Source organism: Duganella callida, assembly GCF_004614165.1.
GTDB lineage: Bacteria > Pseudomonadota > Gammaproteobacteria > Burkholderiales > Burkholderiaceae_D > Rugamonas > Rugamonas callida.
The window spans coordinates 1-19,859 of sequence record NZ_SPVG01000093.1 but is presented as its reverse complement, the minus strand read 5'-3'; the positions used below and the strand labels follow the sequence as shown (position 1 = coordinate 19,859).

Below are 19,859 nucleotides of genomic sequence, written 5' to 3'. Positions count from 1 at the left end.
GCCCGCAACCGGCGCTTCCCTCGCGCGTCCAGCCGCTGCGCCGCCGGCCGCTACTGGCGCCACCACCGTAACGCCGCGCCCGGCCGGTGCCGCAGTCACGCCGGCCGCCACACCATCCAAGGAGCCGGCACGATGAATCGTCCGCACTATATCCTGCTGCCGGTCAGCCCGCTGTTCATCGCGTTCAGCCTGTTCTGCGCTTTCCTGCTCAACCTGCTGCCCTGGGGGCACTTCGTCGGCGTGCCGGATTTCGTCGCGCTGCTGCTGGTGTTCTGGGGCGTGCATCAGCCGCGCAAGGTCGGCATCGGCACCGCATTCGTCCTCGGCCTGCTGATGGACGTGCACGACTCCACGCTGCTGGGCGAGAACGCGCTGGCCTACACGCTGCTGTCCTACTGCGCCATCATGCTGCATCGTCGCATGCTGTGGTTCCCGATCTGGACCCAGGCCGCGCACGTGTTCCCGCTGCTGGCGATGGCGCAGCTGGTGCAACTGATCGTGCGCTTCTTCGTGTCCGGCAAATTCCCCGACTGGTTCTACTTCGTCGAGAGCGCGATGGCCGCCGTCCTGTGGCCGCTCACCAGCTGGCTGCTGCTGGCGCCGCAGCGCCGCGCGGTCGACAAAGACCACACGCGCCCGATCTGACGCCGCATTGTCATGACTGAGATTAAGGACAACCAGCGCGAACTCCAGCAGTTCCGCCTGCGCCTGACGGTGCTGGGCGGGATGGTGTTCGTCTGCTTCGCGCTGCTGCTGTTGCGCTTCGTCTGGCTGCAGATCGTCAAATACAGCGACTTCGCCGTCAAGGCCGAAGAAAACCGCATCGCCATCGTCCCCATCGTGCCGAATCGCGGCCTGATTTTGGACCGCAATGGCGTGGTCCTGGCGCGCAACTACTCGGCCTACACGCTGGAGATCACGCCGTCGAAGCTGAATGCCACGCTGGACGAAACCATCGACGAGCTGTCCAAGCTGGTCACGGTGGACATCAAGGACCGCAAGCGCTTCAAGAAGCTGCTGGATGAATCCAAGGGTTTCGAAAGCGTGCCGCTGCGCACCCGCCTGACCGACGACGAAGTGGCGCGCTTCACCGCGCAGCGCTTCCGCTTCCCCGGCGTGGAAGTGCAGGCGCGTTTGTTCCGCCAGTACCCATTGGGCGAAACCGCGTCGCACGTGATCGGCTACATCGGCCGCATCAACCAATCCGAGGTCAAGGCCATCGAAGCCACCGACGATGGCCCGAACTACAAGGGCACCGACCATGTCGGCAAGGAGGGGCTGGAAAAAAGCTACGAGAAGCAGCTGCACGGCCAGACCGGCTACGAGGAGGTGGAAGTCTCGGCCGGCGGCCGCGCCATCCGCACCCTGTCGCGCACCCCGGCCACGCCGGGCAACAACCTGATACTGTCGATCGACATCGAGTTGCAGAAGGTAGTGGAGGAAGCGTTCGGCGAATGGCGCGGCGCCTTCGTCGCCATCGAACCGGAAACCGGCGACATCCTGGCCTACGTCTCGCGCCCCGGCTACGATCCCAATCTGTTTGTCGACGGTATCGACGCGCAGAGCTGGAGCGAGCTGAATACTTCGCTGGACCGGCCCATGGTGAACCGCCCGCTGTCCGGCACCTACGCGCCGGGTTCCACCTTCAAACCGTTCATGGCGCTGGCCGCGCTGGAGCTGGGCAAGCGCACCGCCGGCCAGACCTACGCCGATCCCGGCTTTTTCTACCTGGGCGGCCACAAATTCCGCGACGATAAGGTCGGCGGCCATGGCAATGTGGACATGCGCCGGTCCATCATCGTCTCCTGCAATACCTACTACTACATCCTCGGCAACGACATGGGGATAGACTCGATCACCGACTTTATGAAGCCGTTCGGCTTCGGCCAGAAGACCGGCATCGACCTCGATAACGAAAAGACCGGCGTGCTGCCGTCCAAGGAGTGGAAGGCCAAACGTTTCAAGGGCAATGCCGGTCGCTGGGTGGGCGGCGACACCATCTCGGTCAGCAACGGTTCCGGCTACAACTCGTACACGCCGCTGCAGATCGCCCACGCCATGGCCAACCTGGCCAACGACGGCGTGGTGATGAAACCCCACCTGGTGAAGATCATCGAAGACGGCGGCACGCGCGCGCGCAAGCTTACCGTGCCGAAGGAAAGCTACCGCATCCCGCTCAAGCCGGAAAACATCAACACCATCAAGAGCGCGATGGTGGGCGTGAACAGCGAACCTGGCGGCACCGCCTACCGCGCCTTCGCCAACGCGGCTTATACCTCCGGCGGCAAGACCGGCACCGCGCAGGTGGTGGGCATCAAGGCCAACGAGAAGTACAACGCCGCCGCACTGGCCGAACGCCTGCGCGACAACGCGCTGTACACCGCCTTCGCGCCGGCCGACAAGCCCAAGATCGTAGTGGCCATGGTGGTGGAAAACGCCGGCTGGGGCGCCGAGATCGCCGCGCCGATCGCGCGCAAGGCGCTCGACTTCTACCTGCTGGGCAAACGCCCGGCCGACAAGGAAACCACCAAGGTGCCGAAAGAAGACGCCGAGATGATCGTACCGATCGAAGATCCGGTCGAGGCGGAAGCCGCCGCCGCCGCCGCCGAGGCGCGCCGCGATCCCGCACCGGCGCCCGCTCCGCCGCCACAGACGCCGGCGCCGGCCGCCTCGCCGGTGTCGCCCGCCGCGACCCCGGCCCGGAAGAAACAATAAGGATCACCCATCATGCGCATACATGAAAGACGTTCGCTGTGGCGTCGCATGCGACCCTATTTCACCGTGTTCGACGGTCCGCTGACCGTCATCATCATCATGCTGCTGACGGTCAGCCTGGTCACGCTGTATTCCGCCAGCCTGGGTATCCCCGGCAAGATGGAAGACCAGGTGCGCAACATCTTACTGGCCTTCGGCATCATGTGGCTGGTGGCGAACATCACGCCGCAGATGATGATGCGGATCGCCGTGCCGGCGTACGCGTTCGGGGTGTTTTTGCTGGTGTGCGTGGCGCTGTTTGGCACCATCAAGCTGGGTGCGCGGCGCTGGCTGCACGTCGGCGTGGCCGACATCCAGCCGTCCGAATTCATGAAGATCGTCACGCCGCTGATGTTGGCGTGGTTTTTCCAGAGCCGTTCAGGGCATCTGACCTGGCAATCGTACGCCATCGCGGCGCTGCTGCTGATCGTGCCGGTCGGCCTGATCGTGCGCCAGCCCGACCTGGGCACGGCGTTGCTGGTGGTGGCGGCCGGCTTCTGCGTGATCTTCCTGGCCGGCCTGTCGTGGAAGGCGCTGGTGGCGTTGTTCATGGCCGGGGCGGCGGCGCTGCCCATCGTCTGGTCGGTACTGCACGATTACCAGCGCGAGCGCGTGATGACGCTGATCGACCCGACCACCGACCCGCTGGGCAAGGGCTTCCACATCATCCAGTCGACCATCGCGGTGGGTTCGGGCGGCGTCACGGGCAAGGGCTGGACCCACGGCACCCAGGCGCATCTGGAATTCATTCCCGAGCGCACCACCGACTTTATCTTCGCGGTCTATTCCGAGGAATTCGGGCTGGTCGGCAACCTGATCCTGATGGTGCTGTACCTGATGCTGATCGGCCGCGGCCTGATGATCGCCGGGAATGCGCCGAGCTTCTTCACGCGCCTGCTGGCCGGCGCGGTGACCATGATTTACTTCACCTACGCCTTCGTCAACATGGGCATGGTCAGCGGCATCCTGCCGGTGGTGGGCGTGCCGCTGCCGTTCATGAGCTACGGCGGCACCGCGCTGCTGACGCTGGGCCTGGGCGCGGGCATCCTGATGAGCATACAGCGCCACCGCAAGCTGGTGCAGACCTGATGGGCCTGGCGCAGGGAGGCACGTGGCGGCAGCGGCTGCGCCCCCACGTGATGGTGTTCGATGCGCCGCTGGCGCTGATCATCGCCGCGCTGCTGTCGGTCGGCCTGGTCACGCTCTACTCGGCCGGCATCGCCATTCCCGGCAAGGTGGCGGACCAGCTGCGCAATATCGCCGCGGCGGTGCTGGTCATGTGGCTGGTGGCGAATATCCCGCCGCAGATGATGATGCGGCTGGCCGTGCCGGCCTACGCGCTGGGCGTGGCCTTGCTGGTGGCGGTGGCGCTGTTCGGCGTGATCAAGGGCGGCTCGCGCCGCTGGCTGTACGTCGGCACGCAGATCCAGCCGTCGGAACTGATGAAGATCGCCATGCCGCTGATGCTGGCCTGGTTCTTCCAGCGCGAGCAGGGGCATATCCGCTGGCAGACCTACATCATCGCGGCGGTGCTGCTGGCGATACCGGCCGGCCTGATCGCGCGCCAGCCCGACCTCGGTACCGCCATGCTGGTGACCATGGCCGGCGCCTGCGTGATCTTTCTCGGCGGCGTGTCGTGGAAGGCGCTGGGCGCACTGGGCCTGGCCGCGGCGGCCGCGCTGCCGGCGCTGTGGGCGGTGATGCACGACTACCAGCGCGACCGCGTGCTGACGCTGATCGATCCGTATCACGACCCGCTGGGCAAAGGCTTCCACATCATCCAGTCGATGATCGCCATCGGCTCGGGCGGCGTCACCGGCAAGGGCTGGACCCGTGGCACCCAGGCGCATCTTGAATTCATCCCCGAGCGCACCACCGATTTTATCTTCGCCGTGTTCTCCGAGGAGTTCGGCCTGGTCGGCAACCTGGTGCTGATGGTGCTGTACCTGCTGCTGATCTGGCGCGGGCTGAGCATCACCTTGAGCGCAGCGACCCTGTTCACGCGGCTGCTGGCCGGCGCCGTCACCATGATTTACTTCACCTATGCCTTCGTCAACATGGGCATGGTCAGCGGCATCGTGCCGGTGGTGGGCGTGCCGTTGCCGTTCATGAGCTACGGCGGCACGGCGCTGATGACGCTGGGACTGGGCGGCGGCATTTTGATGAGTATCCAGCGCCATAGCCGCGCGGTGCGCAGCGGAGTGCGCGCATGACCGAGATCAAGGATACGGAACAGGAGATGCGCGAATTCCGCCTGCGCGTAACGGTGCTGGGCGGGATGGTATTCCTGTGCTTTTTCCTGCTGCTGGCACGCTTCCTGTGGCTGCAGGTGGTGAAACACAGCGACTTCGCTGTCAAGGCCGAAGAGAACCGCATTTCACTGGTGCCGATCGTGCCGAATCGCGGTCTGATTTTGGACCGCAATGGCGTGGTCCTGGCGCGCAACTACTCGGCTTATACGCTGGAGATCACGCCATCCAGGCTGACCGCGACGCTCGATGACACCATCAACGAGTTGGCCAAACTGGTGGAGATCGACGTCAAGGACCGCAAACGGTTTAAAAAGCTGTTGGAAGAGTCCAAGGGGTTCGAGAGCGTGCCGCTGCGCACCCGCCTGACCGACGAGGAAGTGGCGCGCTTCAGCGCCCAGCACTTCCGATTCCCCGGTGTGGAGGTGCAGGCGCGCCTGTTCCGCCAGTATCCGCTGGGTGAAACGGCCTCGCACGTGATCGGCTACATCGGCCGCGTCAGCCGCGCCGAAGCCGAGGCGCTGGAGGACAGCGACGATGGCGCCAACTACAAGGGCACCGACCATATCGGCAAGGAAGGTCTGGAGAAAAGCTACGAGAAGCAGCTGCACGGCCAGACTGGCTACGAGGAAGTGGAAGTGTCGGCCGGCGGCCGCGCGATCCGCACGCTGTCGCGCACCGACGCCAAGCCGGGCGCCAACCTGATACTGTCGATCGACATCGAGCTGCAAAAAGTCGTCGAGGAGGCGTTCGGCGAAAGGCGCGGGGCGCTGGTGGCGATCGAGCCCTCGACCGGCGACATCCTGGCCTACGTCTCGCGCCCCGGCTACGATCCGAATCTGTTCGTGGACGGCATCGACGCGCAAAGCTGGAACGAGCTGAATACTTCGCTGGACCGGCCGATGGTGAACCGTCCGCTGTCCGGCACCTACGCGCCGGGTTCCACCTTCAAGCCGTTCATGGCGCTGGCCGCGCTGGAGCTGGGCAAGCGCACGCCGACCCAGGTTACCTACGACCCCGGCTACTACATGCTGGGCGGCCATCGCTTCAACGACGACGTCCCCGGCGGGCACGGTTCGGTGGACATGCGCCGTTCGATCATCGTGTCGTGCAATACCTATTACTACGAGCTGGGTCACGACATGGGCATCAACGCCATCCATGATTTCATGAAGCCGTTCGGCTTCGGCGAACGGACCGGCATCGACCTCGATAACGAGAAGGCCGGTGTGCTGCCGTCGCCGGAGTGGAAACAGAAGCGTTACAAAGGTGTGGCGGGCAGATGGGTAGGTGGTGATACTATCTCGGTCAGCAACGGGTCCGGCTACAACGCCTATACGCCTTTGCAGATTGCGCACGCTGTCGCCAATCTGGCCAACAACGGCGTGGTGATGAAGCCGCACCTGGTGAAGATCGTCGAAGACAGCATCACCCGCGCGCGCAAGCTGACGGTGGCGCAGGAAAGCTATCGTATTCCGCTCAGGCAGGAGCACGTCGATTTCGTCAAGAACGCGATGGTGGGCGTGACCAGCGAACCTGGCGGCACCGGCTATCGCGCCTTCGCCGGCGCCGGCTACACGGTGGGCGGCAAGACCGGCACCGCGCAGGTGATCACGATCAAAAAAGGCGAGAAATACAACGCCGCGCGGCTGGCCGAACGCCTGCGTGACAACGCGCTGTTCACGGCGTTCGCGCCGGTGGACAAGCCGCGCATCGTGCTGGCGATGGTGGTGGAAAACGCGGGCAAGGGCGGCGAGCAGGCCGCTCCGATCGCGCGCAAGGCTCTGGATTATTACCTGCTGGGCAAACGCCCCGCGGAGAAGGACAAGACGAAAGTGGAAAAAGAAGACGCGGAGACGGTGTTGCCGGTGGAAGGCCAGACGCTGGAAGAGGCGGCAGCGGCGGCTGCGGCCAGGGGTAACTGACGATGCGCGTGCTACGCCGGCATGTCCTTCATCTCTCCGCGCTGGCGGCCGCGCTGGCGCTGGTCGGCTGCGGCACGGCGCCGGTCGGCACCGAATCGGCGCCGCGCCCGGTCAAGCCGGGCGGCCCGGTGATCAAGGCGCCGTCCACCAGCAAGCCCGATCCGTCGCTGCCGGTGCTGCCGCCGGCGAACTCCGGGCGCGGCGGCTACTATCAGGACGATGGTCCCGGCGATTCGCCGCCGCCCAATCTGATCGACACGCCCGACGCCGAGGTGCGCAACGATCCCTTGCTGGCGCGCGCCAACAAGCCGTACGTTGTCTTCGGCAAAACCTACACGCCGATCACGGACGATCAGCCGTATTCGCAGGTTGGCGTCGGCAGCTGGTATGGCAAGAAGTTCCATGGCCAGCGCACGTCGTCCGGTGAGCTGTACGACATGTACAAGATGACAGCCGCGCATCCGATCCTGCCGATCCCCTCGTACGCGCGCCTGACCAATCTGGTCACCGGCGCCACGGTGATCGTGCGCATCAACGACCGTGGTCCGTTCCACTCCAACCGCGCCATCGACGTGTCGTACACGGCGGCGCTGAAACTGGGCCTGCTGGGCAAGGGCAGCCACGAGCTGAAGATCGACCGCATCCTGCCGGAGGAAATCGACCGCATCCTCGCCACGCGTGACGGTTTGGCGACGTCCACCAAGGCGCGCCTGACGCCCGAGCCCAAGGCCAAGCTGGCGGCGGCCACGCCAGGCACGGCGCCGACGCCGAGCGTGACGGCAACCATGATCGAGCAACCGCTGGTGCTGCAGCCGCAGCCGGTATCCGGCACGGCCGCCACCACTGCTACCACCGCTGCCACCTCCGCTGCCCCCAAGGACATCGAAACGCTGATGCTGGCCGACCGCGCGCCCGTGTCCTATGCCGCACCCGTGCCGGCACCGGCGCTGGCGGGCGGTTTCTACCTGCAGCTGGGCGCCTACGCACGCAACGAGAATGCGGAAGCGGTGCGCGGCAAGCTGGCCGCCAACGGGGTCAATGGCCTGGAAGTGGTGCAGGGCGGATCCGTATTCCGCCTGTTCAGCGGTCCGTTCGCCAGCCGTCAGGAAGCGCAGCAGGCGGCGCAGGCGTTGCCGTCGTCGCTGGGGCTGAAGCCGATCATCGTGCAGCGCTGACTATTTGCAGTTGCGCACGTCGGTATTGGGGTAGTCGGTCCGGATTTTTTCCAGCCTGGCCTTCAGGTCGGCGTCCACATCGCGGAACTGGAAGGCCAGCAGTTTGCTGCCGCTCAGGCGCGGCGCCACGCGCGCGGTGCGCACGCCCTGTTTCATCAGCGCCGCCAGCTGGTTCTGTGCCGCGTTTTCGGTCTTGAACACGCCCAGCGAAATCCCCCAGTGCAGCGGCGAGTTTTCCTGGATGATGTAGTAGTTGGTGACGCCCAGTGCGCGCAGTTCGCCGGCTTTCCTGTCGGCGCCTTCCTTGCTGCCTTGCGGCGGAATATAAACGATATAGCTCGATACTTCGCTGCCGGCGACGTTGTGGCGCGACTGGCGGTCACCCAGGTTCAGCGCCTCCAGCTGGCGTTCGAAGCGGCGCGCATCGGCCAGCACGAAGCTGCCGATTTCCAGGCAGGCCTGCACTTCCTGCGCCGCCTTGGCGTCCGCTGCGGCGCTTGTGTTGACCGCGGCCGCCGCGGCATTGGCCTTTTCGGCCGAGATGATCGTCAGCTTGTTGGCGTTGAGCTGGTTGGCCATGCGCTCCGGCTCGCGCTCGTTGCCGCTGAAGTGGCCGAGATAGCCGCGTCCATACGCGAACAGCGCGGCATTCACGGCGAGCAGCGACCAGAAAATGAACTTCAGCACGGAGCGTATTCCTTATTCGGCACTGCCACGGCTGGCGGCGTGCAATCCTGTCAGTACGATGTTTTCGACGATACGGTACGGCACCTTCAGCATCGGCGCGATGTACGGCGCGGCGCCGCCGGAGATGATGCATTCGGCCGCCTGGTGTGCGGCGCAGGCGTGTTCGATGGCGCCGCTTTGCGCGGCCAGTATGCCGCTCAGGATGGCGTCGTCGGTATTGTCGGCGAATCCGTCCGGCAGCTTACCGTCTTGCGCGATCTGCGGCAACTGCGCGGTGTTGCGTGCCAGCGAGCTGGCCATCAGGCCGAGACCCGGCAGTATCATCCCGCCCAGGAAGCGGCCGTCCGCCGTGACGGCGTCGATGGTGGTGGCGGTGCCGCAGTTGACCACGATGATGGGCAGCCCCGGCGCCAGCGTGTGGCCGCCGATGGCGGCGGCAAAGCGGTCGCAGCCCAGTTGCGCCGGATTGCGGTAGCCGTTGGTGATGCCGGCCAGCCGCGGCACGGAAGCGAACCATTCGATGCCCAGGTGCGGCAGCAGGGCGGGGAAGGTCCGCTGCAGCACGTATTCCAGATGCACGCGCAGCGCGTTGCCGGCCACGTTGGCGATCAGGATGCGGTCGACGCCCTGGTCTGCGGTGGCCTCGCCCCACATCATTTCCAGTTGCGGCAGGTCGGCATGGGTGACCGCGCCGGATGCGCGCCACGCGCCGAGTTGTCCCTCGACCTCGGCCAGCGCCCATTTGACGCGGGTGTTGCCTGCATCGATCAGCAAGATCATGGTTGTGCTCCCGACAAGCGCAGCGAGACGTCGCCGGACAGGATTTCGACGCGGCCCTGTTGCGTGTCCAGCAGCAGGCGGCCGAGGGCGTCCACGCCGGCCGCGCGGCCCTGCCGGACCACAGCGCCATTATCCAGCAGGACGACGTCCTTGTCCCGCCAGGCGTGCAGCGCGTTCCAGCGTTCGGCGAATGGCGCGAAGCCGGTGTCGTCGAATTCCGCCAGCACGGCGGCCAGGCGGCTGAGCAGGGCGGCCATCAGCTGGTTGCGGTCCATCTGCGCCAGCCAGGGCGCGGCGGCCACTTCGCGGCCGATCGCTTGTTCCAGCTCGTCCGGCATCAGCAGGTTGATGCCGGCGCCGATCACGGCCCAGATGGCGTCGTCGGTCTTCTGCGTTTCGACCAGGATGCCGGCCAGCTTGGCGCCGTCGCGCAGCAGGTCGTTCGGCCATTTGATCTGCACCGGCACGCCCAGCGCGGCGATGGTTTCGGCCAGCGCCACGCCGACCGCCATCGGCAGCCCGGACATCTTGTGCAGCGGTCCCTTGAAGCGCCAGGCCAGCGAGAACATCAGCGCGGCGCCGGGCCTGGACAGCCAGCTGCGGCCGGCGCGGCCCCGGCCCGCGGTCTGGTTTTCGGCGATGCGCAGCAGCGGGCCTGGCAGCGACGCGATGCGCGCCAGCAGGTCGGCGTTGGTGGAGCCGGTTTCCTCCACCACCTCGATCGTCACGTGGGTGGCGGAGGTGGCGCAGTGGGCTGCGATGTCGGCGGCGTTCAGAGTGCTCATGATGCGGTCTTGCGAGGTTTGTGCGGGGCGTTGACGAAGGCCAGGTCGTACAGGACGTTGGGCAGCATGCGCAGCACCTTGGCGACCACGCCCATCTGCCACGGAATCACCGCGTAGCTGTCGCCGGCGGCGATCACCTGCGCGGCCCTGGCGGCAAACTTGTCCGGGTCCATCAGGAAAGGCATGGGGTAAGGATTCTTCCGCGTCATCGGTGTGTCGATGTAGCCGGGGCAGATGGTGACCACCTTGATGCCCTGCGGTTTCATCTCCAGCCGCAGCGATTCGCAATAGCTGATCACCGCAGCCTTGGAGGCGCTGTACGCTTCCGCGCCGGGCAGGCCGCGTATGCCCGCCACGCTGCCGATGCCGACCAGCCGTGCCGGCGTGCCCGATGTCTGCCATGCGGCGCGCATGGCGGCGATGAAGGGCGAGAAGGTGGCGGCGGTGGCCACCAGATTGGTGGCGATGATGGTGTCGAACACCGCGATGTCCTCGGCGTATTCGGTCAGCGTGCCGACCGAGACGCCGGCGTTGGCGATCACCACGTCGGCGCCGCCCGCGTAGCACAGGAAAGCCTGCGCCGCTTCGGCGATGGCGGCGTGGTCACGCACGTCGACCGCGTAGGCGCGGTGCCGCGCGGAATTGGGCAGGGTGGCGATCAATGCTTCCAGCGCGGCACCGCGCCGGGCCAGCAGGCCGAGCGTGGCGCCCTGCGCCGCATACTGGCGCGCCAGGGCGGCGCCGATGCCGCTGGAAGCGCCTGTGATGAAGACGCGCAATGGCGTCATGCTTATTTCTTCTCGGCCTTGGCCTTGGCGACCAGCGCGTCCAGCACCTGCACCACTTCGCCGTGCAGCTGGGCTTCGGTGGTGGCCGATTGTTTTTCGGCGTCGGCCTGGCTTGGGGAGGTGATGTATTTGCCGTCCACGGCCAGGGTCGGCCAGGAGTCGATGGCGTAGGCGTCCATCATGGCGGTGGCGCGGCGCACGCTGCCGGCCACGCCAAAGCCGCGGTAGGTGTCGATGAATTTCTGCCTGTCGACGCCCTGTCTGGCGATGAAGTCGAACACCTGTTCGTCGCGGCGCATCGGGTTGTGGTTGACGTGGATTTCGTTGAAGGCCTTGGTGTGCAGCTCTGGCGTCAGCGCGCCCATGGCCTGCAGCGTGAAGAACATTTTTTCCTGCGGCAGGTCGGTGCCCGGACGCGAGATGTGCACGCGCTTGAAGACGATGTTGTCGCCCTGTTTTTTCACCCAGGCGTTCAGCGCGCCGTCGAAGGCGGCGCAGTGCGGGCAGGCGTAGTCGAAGAACTCGATCACTTCGACTTTTTTGCCGACCGCGTCCACCGGCTGCGGCGTCGGCAGGGTTTTGTATTCGACGCCGTTTTTCGGATCGGCCGGCGAGGCGGAAGAAGTCAGGGCGAACACGCTCAGTGCGGCGGCGCTCAGGGCGAATTTCAGGACGCGCATCGTTACTCCTTATTTCTGGTTACGTACCACGGCGACGTCAACGCCGTTTTCGGACAGCTTGCCACGGGCCTTGTTCATGGCCTCGACCTGGGTGTAAGGCCCGACGCGCACACGATGCAGTACGCCGGTGTCGGTCGAGCGGTCCGAGATGTTGGCTTCAAAACCCAGCAGGGCCAGTTTGGCGCGCGCGTTTTCGGCGTCGGCCAGTTCGCGGAAAGCGCCAGCCTGCAGATAATAGATGAATTTCTCGTCGCCGGCATCGGCGGCCGGCGCTTTCGCCACCGGCTGCGGCGTGACATTGGCGGCGTTCGGCGTGGCGGCTGGCGCCGGCCTGGAAGGCGCAGCCTGGATCTTGTCCACCACGGCCTGCAGCTGATCGGCCGCGCTGGCCGCCGGGGCCGGAGCCGGCGCCGCGGGTGCGGGCGCATGCTGGTCTTTCGCGAAGTCCTTGGCGGCTTCGCGCGCCGCGTCCTTGTTGCCGTACATCGGCTTGTTCGGATCGGCGATCTGTCCCGCGGTCGGTTCCGCAGCCTTGCCCGGATGACCCTTGTCCGTGAATGGCGTCGAGCCCTTGGTAATCATCAGTGCCACGACGACGGCGATACTCAGGCCGATGACCAGGCCGATGACGATGCCGATGAAAGTGTTGCCCTGCTGTTTGCTGCGCGGACGAATCAAGCTGGAGCGGCTGGAGCGGAAATTCATTGTGCGGGATGTCCTTCGCGATTACATTTTTTCAGGAGCGGAAACGCCGATCAGCGCCAGGCCGTTGCGCAGCACCTGGCGGGTGGCGACCATCAGGGCGATGCGCGCGGCTTTCAGCGCCTCGTCGTCCACCAGCACGCGTTCCGCGAAGTAGAAGCTGTGCAGGTTGGCGGCCAGGTCGCGCAGGTAGAACGCGATCTGGTGCGGCCCCAGTTCCGCCTGCGCGCGCGCCAGCGTTTCGGGGTACGCGGCCAGGGTGGCCAACAGCGCCGCCTCGGTCGGCGCGGTCAGCGGCGACAGGTCGACATTGGCCAGGTCGGCTTCGGCGCCGGTCCATTGTTCCAGCATGCGGCAGATGCGAGCGTGGGCGTATTGGACGTAGTAGACCGGGTTTTCGTCCGAGGTCTTGAGCGCGACGTCGACGTCGAACACGAATTCGGTGTCGGCCTTGCGCGAGATGAGGAAGAAGCGCACGGCGTCGCGGCCCTTGGTGATGTCGCCGCCGCCCGACCATTCGATCAGGTCGCGCACGGTGACGTAGGAGCCGGCGCGCTTGGAGATCTTGACCTCTTCGCCGCCCTTCATCACGGTGACCATCTTGTGCAGCACGTAGTCGGGGAAGCCCTGCGGGATGCCCAGGCCGACCGCCTGCAGGCCGGCGCGCACGCGCGCGATGGTGCCGTGGTGGTCCGAGCCCTGGACGTTGATGGCCTGGTGGTAGCCACGCTGGAATTTGACGATGTGATAGGCCACGTCCGGCACGAAGTAGGTGTAGGTGCCGTCCTTCTTGCGCATCACGCGGTTCTTGTCGTCGCCGTAGTCCTCGGTGCGCAGCCACAGGGCGTCGTCTTCCTCGTAGGTCTTGCCGGATTTTTTCAGCATCTCGACCGCTGCGTCCACCTTGCCGTCCGAGTACAGCGAGGATTCCAGGTAGTAGTTGTCGAACTTGACGCCGAAAGCCTGCAGGTCGATGTCCTGCTCGTTGCGCAGATAGGTTACGGCGAAGGCGCGGATCGATTCGATGTCCTCGATGTCGCCGGAGGCGGTGGCTGGCTCGCCGTCGGAGGCCGAGACGGTCTTCTTCGCCTGGAAGTCCGCGGCGATGTCGGCGATGTAGTCGCCGTTGTAGGCCGATTCCGGCCATGCGGCGTCGCCCGGCTTGTAGCCGCGCAGGCGCGCCTGCACCGAGTTGGCCAGGGTCTGGATCTGCACGCCGGCATCGTTGTAATAGAACTCGCGGGTGACGTCGTAGCCCTGCGAGGCGAACAGCGACGACAGCGCGTCGCCCAGCGCCGCCTGGCGGCCGTGACCCACGTGCAGCGGGCCGGTCGGGTTGGCGGAGACGAATTCTATGATGACTTTCTTGCCGGCGCCGGTGTCGGCCTGGCCGAATCTGGCGCCCTGCGCCAGCACGGTCTTGACCACGGCCTGCTTGGCGGCGGCGCTCACGCGCAAGTTGATGAAGCCGGGGCCGGCGATGTCGGCGCTGTCCACCAGACCGTTGCGCGCGGGGTTGGCCAGCAGGGCCTCGACCACCTTGGTGGCCAGTTCGCGCGGATTCATTTTCAGCTGCTTGGCCAGTTGCATGGCAATGTTGCAGGCAACGTCGCCGTGCGCCGGATCGCGCGGACGTTCCAGCACGACGTTGGCGGTGACGTCGGTGCCGGCGAGGATGGGGGCGAGGGCGGCCTGGAACAGGGCGGCGATATCTTGTTTTTGTTGGGCTAGCATGCGCTTAAAAATTCATCAGATAGTGGACACGGCGGGTGCGTTGGCACCGGCCAAACAGCGGTCATTATACCGGGTTGACCGGGCGCAGGGGGGCGACTGTGGAGCAGGAAGAATATTGCTAATGTATAAATTTTGCCGCGAGAAATGCCAGGCTGCCCGATAAGCCGGCCAGGGTGACGGCGGTGGCCACGAACCATTTGATCAGGCGGGTTTCCAGCTCCGCGATCAATGTGTGTGTGTGAGTAATCGATTCACGCAAATCGGCGTCGGCTTTTGCCAGCGCAGCCAGCGACGCATGCGTACCAGCCTCGAACTGGGCTAGTGCCTCACGCCAGCCTGTCTCGGACTTGGCTAGTGCCTCGCGCCAGGCTGCCTCCGATTTAGCAATCAGCTCGCGTGTCTCGACCTCTGATTTTGCCAGCAGCTCACGGGTTTCGGCTTCCGATTTCGCGCTAGCCTCGCGTGTGTCGGCGATAGCTTTGGCCAGCATCGCCCGGGTCTCGGCAGTGGTGTCGGAGATGCGCTGCTTCGTCTCGGCAATCAGGAGGTGCGTATGGGCAATGGCGGCTTGGAGACTGGCAATATCGTCCCGCGTCGCGTAATTCGACCTGATTACCGCGACATCAATTTCCACGGCGGTCAGGCGCCGCAGGATCTGGTCGCTGGTGGGTTCGTGACTGGTTTGTGCTGCCATCCTCCCATGCTACTCCCGGGGGTGGGCGCACGTTTGGCTTGTCTCAGCCCATTTTGATACAAGCTTTTACAGATCGCGCCGTCGCCTTGGTCTGGGCGCTAATGTATACTGCGCGATCACGGCCGTCACCCACTCTGGAATTAGCATATGAACAAGCGTCCAACGCTCACTTTGAAATCGCCCGCCAAGCCGGCAGCGCCGAAACTGCGCGCCAGTCATGCGCGCGACCTGAAGCCTGCGTTGCAGACCAGCTTCCAGACCAGTCTGAAGCCAGATTCATTGGCCTACAGCCTGATTGGCGCCGCCAACGCCCTGGCGCAAGTGAAAACCGGCACCAATCTGCCGCAGGCATTGGCCCAGGTGTGGGCGAAACACGAAGCCACGCCGCAGGCGCGCGGCGCCATGCAGGACATCGCTTACCGCGCCATGCGCCTGCTGGGCCAGAGCGAGACGCTGGTCTCGCTGATGGCGCCCAAGGCACCGGAGCCGCTGGTGTCGGCCCTGCTGTCGTGCGCGCTGGCATTGCTGGCCGCGCCGGACGAGGTGCCGCCGTACGAAGAGTTCACCGTGGTCGACCAGACCGTGACCGCCGCCGAGTCCCATCCGGACACGGCGCGCGCCAAGGGCATGGTCAACGCGGTGCTGCGCCGCTTCCTGCGCGAACGCAGGGATCTGCTGGCGACCGCGCTGCTGCAACCGGTGGCAAAATGGAATTATCCGCAGTGGTGGATCGATGCCGCCAAGGCCGCCTGGCCGCAGGACTGGCAGGCGGTCTTAAGCAGCGGCAACCAGGCGCCGCCGCTGACCTTGCGCATCAACAGCCGCAAGACCAGCATGGCGCAATATCTGGCCACCCTGGCAGGGGCCGGCATGGCGGCCAGCCAGATCGGCCCATACGCCGTGCGGCTGGACAAGGCGGTCGGCGTGCAGCTGATCCCCGGCTTTGCCGAGGGCGTGGTGTCGGTGCAGGATGCCGGCGCCCAGCTGGCGGCGCCGCTTCTGGACGTGCGGGACGGCATGCGCGTGCTGGACGCCTGCGCCGCGCCGGGCGGCAAGACCTGCCACATCCTGGAATTGGCTGACGTGGACGTCACCGCGCTCGACGCCGATCCCAAGCGCCTGGCGCGCGTCGGCGAAAACCTCGAGCGGCTGCAACTCACGGCCGATCTGAAGGCGGCCGAAGCCCAGACCGCGGGCTGGTGGGATGGCCAGCCGTTCGACCGCATCCTGGCCGACGTGCCGTGCACCGCCTCCGGCATCGTGCGCCGCCACCCCGATATCCGCTGGCTGCGCCGCAAAGCCGACACGCTCCAACTTGCAACACTTTCCGGAAAAATCCTGGACAACCTTTGGCAGATGCTGGCACCGGGTGGTAAATTGCTATTTGTGACATGTTCCTTGTGGCCGCAGGAATCCGAGGCGCAGGCGGCTGCTTTTGCGGTGCGTAATCAGGCTGTCCGACTGGATGCGCCCGGTCAATTGCTCCCCGCCGGCGGCTCCGGGCAGGATCACGATGGTTTGTTTTACGCGCTTTTCCAGAAAAATGCGTAACCTCTTGAGTACCGGCCCCCAAGTGACACGACGACTTTTTCGACGCCTGACCGCTGTTCTGCTGCCCTTGCTGCTGATGCTGGCGTTGCTGCCGCAGCCGGCGCGCGCCGAAGGGATCGAAATCCGCCGCGCCCTGGTCGAAGCCACCGATGACGGCTACCGCTTGTCGGCCACCTATGGGTTCGAACTCAGCCACGAGATGGAAGAAGCGCTGCAGTACGGCCGCACCTTGTATTTTTATACCGAAATCGAATTCACCCGCCCGCGCTGGTACTGGTTCGACGAAAAGGCCATCACCGCGCGCCAGCCGGTCACCCTGTCGTATAACGTGCTGACCCGGCAATACAATGTGGCGGTCGGCGGCAGCGTGCACCAGAGTTTCTCCTCGCTCGACGACGCGCTGTTCCTGATCCGCCGGCCGAACCGCTGGCTGGTGGCGCCGCGCGGCGCGCTCAAGGCCGGCGAAACGTATAACGTCAAGCTCAGCATGGGCCTCGACCCCAACTACGTACCCAAGCCGCTCAAGGTCAACGCGCTGAACAACAGTGAATGGCGCCTGGTATCTGACAAGAAATCTTTCTTGTACAAGGCAGAGTAAGTGAAAACCACCCTGCGGTATTTTTCGGTCGTTGGCGGCGCCATCGTCAGCATCCTGCTTTTCCTGCTGGCCTCGGCCTCCGACAACTCCGGCTTTTTCGACCGCTATTACGACTGGCTGCTGCTGCTGAACGCGGCCGTGGCCGGCTCGCTGCTGGTGCTGGTGGGGGTCTCGCTGTTCCGCCTGTATTCACGCTACAAGAGCGGCAAGTTCGGCTCGCGGCTGATGACGCGGCTGGTGCTGCTGTTTGCCGCCATCGGCGTGCTGCCGGGCCTGGTCATCTTTCTGGTGTCGGTGCTGTTCGTGTCCCACTCGATCGATTCCTGGTTCAATGTGCCGGTCGAGGATGCGCTGGAGTCCGGCATCAACCTGAGCCGGGCCGGGCTGGACCGCGCCGTGGGCGAGCTGACCGTGGTGGCCAACCGCACCGTGCAGGACCTGGCCGAGCAGCCGGTCGGCAATGAGCGTGCGGTGCTGGCCCAGGTGGTCAAGAACGAGAGCGGCATGCAGAACGCCATCATCGTCGACGCCGAGGGCGGGCTGGTGGTCAGCGCGCGCGCCAGCCGCAGCGGCAACCTCAGCGCTGACCTGCCGACGCGCGACATGATGAGCAAGGTCAAGAATGACGCCGTTTACAGCGCGCCCGAGGGCGGCAGCGAGCTGCGCAGCGACCTGGTCAACGCGCCGGTGATGCCGCAGGCCGAGGCGGCCGGCCAGTTGCGGCTGCGCGTGCTGATGGCCATCCCCGACAAGGTGCAGCCGAACGGCACCCATCTGGCGCCGCGCTATCTGCAGCTGCTCCAGCTGGCGCCGTCGCAGCTGGCGGCCGATGGCGAAACCATCCGCCGCGCCTATGCCGACTACAAGGAACGCTTCGATGCGCGCACGGGGCTGCGCAAGATGTACATCGTGACGCTGACGCTGACCCTGCTGCTGGCGGTGTTCGGCGCCATCGCCAGCGCCTTCCTGATCGCCAGCGACCTGGCCCAGCCGCTGCTGCTGCTGGCCGAGGGCACGCGCGCGGTGGCCGAGGGCGATCTGTCGCCGCGGCCCATCGTCGCCACTTCGGACGAGCTGGGCACGCTGACGCAATCGTTCAACACCATGACGCGCCAGCTGTCGGACGCCCGCAGCGCGGTCGAGCGCAACCGCGTGGCGCTGCAAAACGCCAAGGCCCACCTGGAGTCGGTGCTGGCCAATATGTCGGCCGGCGTGATGGTGCTGGACCATGAATTCCACCTGATCAGCTGCAACGACTCGGTCGAGCGCATCCTGCAGCAGGCCGGCGTCACCATGATCGGGCAAAAGCTCAACGAGATCGAGGGTCTGCAGGAATTCGGCGTGGCGGTGGTGGCGGCGTTCGCCGCCCAGTCGGCGCAGTCGGCCGGCGGCCGCAATCTGGCGCGCCTGCACTGGCAGCGCCAGATCGAGGTGCCGCGTCAGTCCTCCAGCGTCGAGGGCAACGACCTGACCCTGCTGACGCGCGGCTCGCGTCTGCCGGTGGAGGGCGGCAGCGGCTATCTGGTGGTGTTCGACGATATCTCCGACGTGATTTCGGCCCAGCGCTCGATCGCCTGGGGCGAGGTGGCGCGACGCCTGGCGCACGAGATCAAGAATCCGCTGACGCCGATCCAGTTGTCGGCGGAACGGCTGCAGATGAAGCTCGAAGACAAGCTGACGCCGCAAGATGTGGAGTTGTTGAACAAAGGCACCAACACCATCGTCAACCAGGTGGCGGCCATGAAGCGCATGGTGGACGACTTCCGCGACTACGCCAAGACGCCGCCGGCGGTGCTGGAGCCGCTCGACCTGAACGCGCTGGTGGACGAGATCCTGCATCTGTACATCAGCGGCGAGGGCAACGACATCATCCACCCGCAACTGGGCGCCCAGCTGCCGCGCGTGATGGGCGATGCGACGCAATTACGCCAGGTCATCCATAATCTGCTGCAGAACGCCCAGGACGCGATGGCCGAACTGCCCGCGGGCGCACCGCAGCCGCACATTGACGTGATCACCGAAGCCATTCATTATCAGGGCGCGGACGGCAGCACGCGCACCGCGGTCCGGCTGGCGATCTCCGATAATGGTCCCGGCTTCGCGCCGAAAATCCTGGCGCGGGCGTTCGAACCGTATGTGACGTCCAAGGCGCGCGGCACAGGCCTGGGCCTGGCGATGGTCAAGAAAATTATCGATGAACATGGCGGTCGGATCGATATCCAGAACCATGTCGATAGAAGTGGCGCGTCGGTACTGATTTTGCTGTTAAAGTTAGCACCGGCGTCGCAAAATAGCTAAAGTGCTATGAACTACAAAAATCATTGCCGTCCACGGGCGGCGAAATGAGGACAAGGGAAGATGGCAAACATTCTGGTAGTTGACGATGAAATGGGTATCCGCGAGTTGCTCTCGGAAATCTTGAGCGACGAGGGACATGCAATACAACTGGCGGAAAACGCCCAGCAGGCGCGCGAGGCGCGTGCCCAGGGTGCGCCGGACCTGGTGCTGCTCGATATCTGGATGCCGGACACCGATGGCGTCACCCTGCTGAAAGAGTGGCAGCGCGATGGCTTGCTGACCATGCCGGTGATCATGATGTCCGGCCATGCCACCATCGATACCGCGGTGGAAGCGACGCGGATCGGCGCGCTCAATTTCCTGGAAAAACCGATTGCCCTGCAAAAGCTGCTGAAAGCCGTGCAGGCCGGCCTGAGCCGCGCGCAGGAAGTGGCGCGCGCGCCGGCGCTGGCGCCGCGG

The 19,859-nt window shown here is 65.3% G+C and carries 18 protein-coding genes; 10 read left to right on the top strand and 8 right to left on the bottom strand.

Annotated features, from left to right (window positions below):
• Positions 1–132: 132 nt before the first annotated feature.
• The 6 genes from mreD to E4L98_RS10050 are packed head-to-tail and all read left to right on the top strand — an operon-like array spanning position 133 to position 8,103.
• On the top strand, positions 133–645 hold the full coding sequence (mreD, locus tag E4L98_RS10075; protein WP_135201427.1) for a rod shape-determining protein MreD: 513 nt from the start codon (positions 133–135) through the stop codon (positions 643–645).
• 12 nt (positions 646–657) lie between these two features.
• Entirely contained in the window at positions 658–2,715 is a 2,058-nt protein-coding gene (gene mrdA / locus E4L98_RS10070) for a penicillin-binding protein 2 (RefSeq protein ID WP_135201426.1), read from the top strand.
• Positions 2,716–2,727: 12 nt separating this feature from the next.
• The gene (gene rodA, locus E4L98_RS10065) at positions 2,728–3,843 is read left to right on the top strand and encodes a rod shape-determining protein RodA (RefSeq protein WP_135201425.1); all 1,116 of its coding nucleotides are present in this window, start codon (positions 2,728–2,730) and stop codon (positions 3,841–3,843) included.
• Positions 3,843–4,967: a rod shape-determining protein RodA gene (gene rodA / locus E4L98_RS10060; protein ID WP_135201424.1), complete on the top strand. Its 1,125-nt coding sequence runs from the start codon at positions 3,843–3,845 to the stop codon at positions 4,965–4,967. The genes rodA (E4L98_RS10065) and rodA (E4L98_RS10060) overlap by 1 nt, the downstream gene beginning before the upstream one ends.
• Complete coding sequence (mrdA, locus tag E4L98_RS10055; RefSeq protein WP_135201423.1) at positions 4,964–6,928, top strand: penicillin-binding protein 2; 1,965 nt, start codon at positions 4,964–4,966, stop codon at positions 6,926–6,928. The genes rodA (E4L98_RS10060) and mrdA (E4L98_RS10055) overlap by 4 nt, the downstream gene beginning before the upstream one ends.
• A 2-nt stretch (positions 6,929–6,930) precedes the next feature.
• On the top strand, positions 6,931–8,103 hold the full coding sequence (locus E4L98_RS10050) for a septal ring lytic transglycosylase RlpA family protein (protein WP_135201422.1): 1,173 nt from the start codon (positions 6,931–6,933) through the stop codon (positions 8,101–8,103).
• Here E4L98_RS10050 and E4L98_RS10045 read toward each other — a convergent pair whose 3' ends face one another.
• From E4L98_RS10045 to E4L98_RS30635, 8 genes are all read right to left on the bottom strand, one after another.
• On the bottom strand, positions 8,104–8,790 hold the full coding sequence (locus tag E4L98_RS10045) for an SPOR domain-containing protein (protein ID WP_135201421.1): 687 nt from the start codon (positions 8,788–8,790) through the stop codon (positions 8,104–8,106).
• A gap of 12 nt (positions 8,791–8,802) precedes the next feature.
• The gene (locus E4L98_RS10040; RefSeq protein WP_135201420.1) at positions 8,803–9,570 is read right to left on the bottom strand and encodes a type III pantothenate kinase; all 768 of its coding nucleotides are present in this window, start codon (positions 9,568–9,570) and stop codon (positions 8,803–8,805) included.
• Complete coding sequence (locus E4L98_RS10035) at positions 9,567–10,355, bottom strand: biotin--[acetyl-CoA-carboxylase] ligase (RefSeq protein WP_135201419.1); 789 nt, start codon at positions 10,353–10,355, stop codon at positions 9,567–9,569. Before E4L98_RS10035 ends, E4L98_RS10040 begins: the two co-directional genes overlap by 4 nt.
• Positions 10,352–11,143: an SDR family oxidoreductase gene (locus E4L98_RS10030; RefSeq protein WP_135201418.1), complete on the bottom strand. Its 792-nt coding sequence runs from the start codon at positions 11,141–11,143 to the stop codon at positions 10,352–10,354. Before E4L98_RS10030 ends, E4L98_RS10035 begins: the two co-directional genes overlap by 4 nt.
• A gap of 2 nt (positions 11,144–11,145) precedes the next feature.
• Positions 11,146–11,823 (bottom strand): thiol:disulfide interchange protein DsbA/DsbL, encoded by a 678-nt coding sequence (locus tag E4L98_RS10025; protein WP_135201417.1) that lies wholly within the window; start codon positions 11,821–11,823, stop codon positions 11,146–11,148.
• A gap of 9 nt (positions 11,824–11,832) precedes the next feature.
• Entirely contained in the window at positions 11,833–12,528 is a 696-nt protein-coding gene (locus E4L98_RS10020; RefSeq protein ID WP_135201416.1) for an SPOR domain-containing protein, read from the bottom strand.
• Positions 12,529–12,549: 21 nt separating this feature from the next.
• The gene (argS, locus tag E4L98_RS10015; RefSeq protein ID WP_135201415.1) at positions 12,550–14,259 is read right to left on the bottom strand and encodes an arginine--tRNA ligase; all 1,710 of its coding nucleotides are present in this window, start codon (positions 14,257–14,259) and stop codon (positions 12,550–12,552) included.
• A 118-nt stretch (positions 14,260–14,377) separates the two neighbouring features.
• A complete protein-coding gene (locus tag E4L98_RS30635) occupies positions 14,378–14,953 on the bottom strand; it encodes a hypothetical protein (protein WP_229257341.1) in 576 nt (191 codons plus the stop codon).
• A gap of 147 nt (positions 14,954–15,100) precedes the next feature.
• Here E4L98_RS30635 and rsmB point away from each other — a divergent pair, with 147 nt between their 5' ends.
• The 4 genes from rsmB to E4L98_RS09990 all read left to right on the top strand — a co-directional run.
• Positions 15,101–16,504 (top strand): 16S rRNA (cytosine(967)-C(5))-methyltransferase RsmB, encoded by a 1,404-nt coding sequence (rsmB, locus tag E4L98_RS10005; RefSeq protein WP_135201414.1) that lies wholly within the window; start codon positions 15,101–15,103, stop codon positions 16,502–16,504.
• Between the two features lie 22 nt (positions 16,505–16,526).
• The gene (locus tag E4L98_RS10000) at positions 16,527–17,102 is read left to right on the top strand and encodes a DUF4390 domain-containing protein (protein WP_229257340.1); all 576 of its coding nucleotides are present in this window, start codon (positions 16,527–16,529) and stop codon (positions 17,100–17,102) included.
• Complete coding sequence (locus E4L98_RS09995) at positions 17,103–19,400, top strand: ATP-binding protein (protein ID WP_135201412.1); 2,298 nt, start codon at positions 17,103–17,105, stop codon at positions 19,398–19,400.
• Positions 19,401–19,460: 60 nt separating this feature from the next.
• The coding region (locus E4L98_RS09990; RefSeq protein ID WP_135201411.1) for a response regulator at positions 19,461–19,859 on the top strand (399 nt) is incomplete at its 3' end.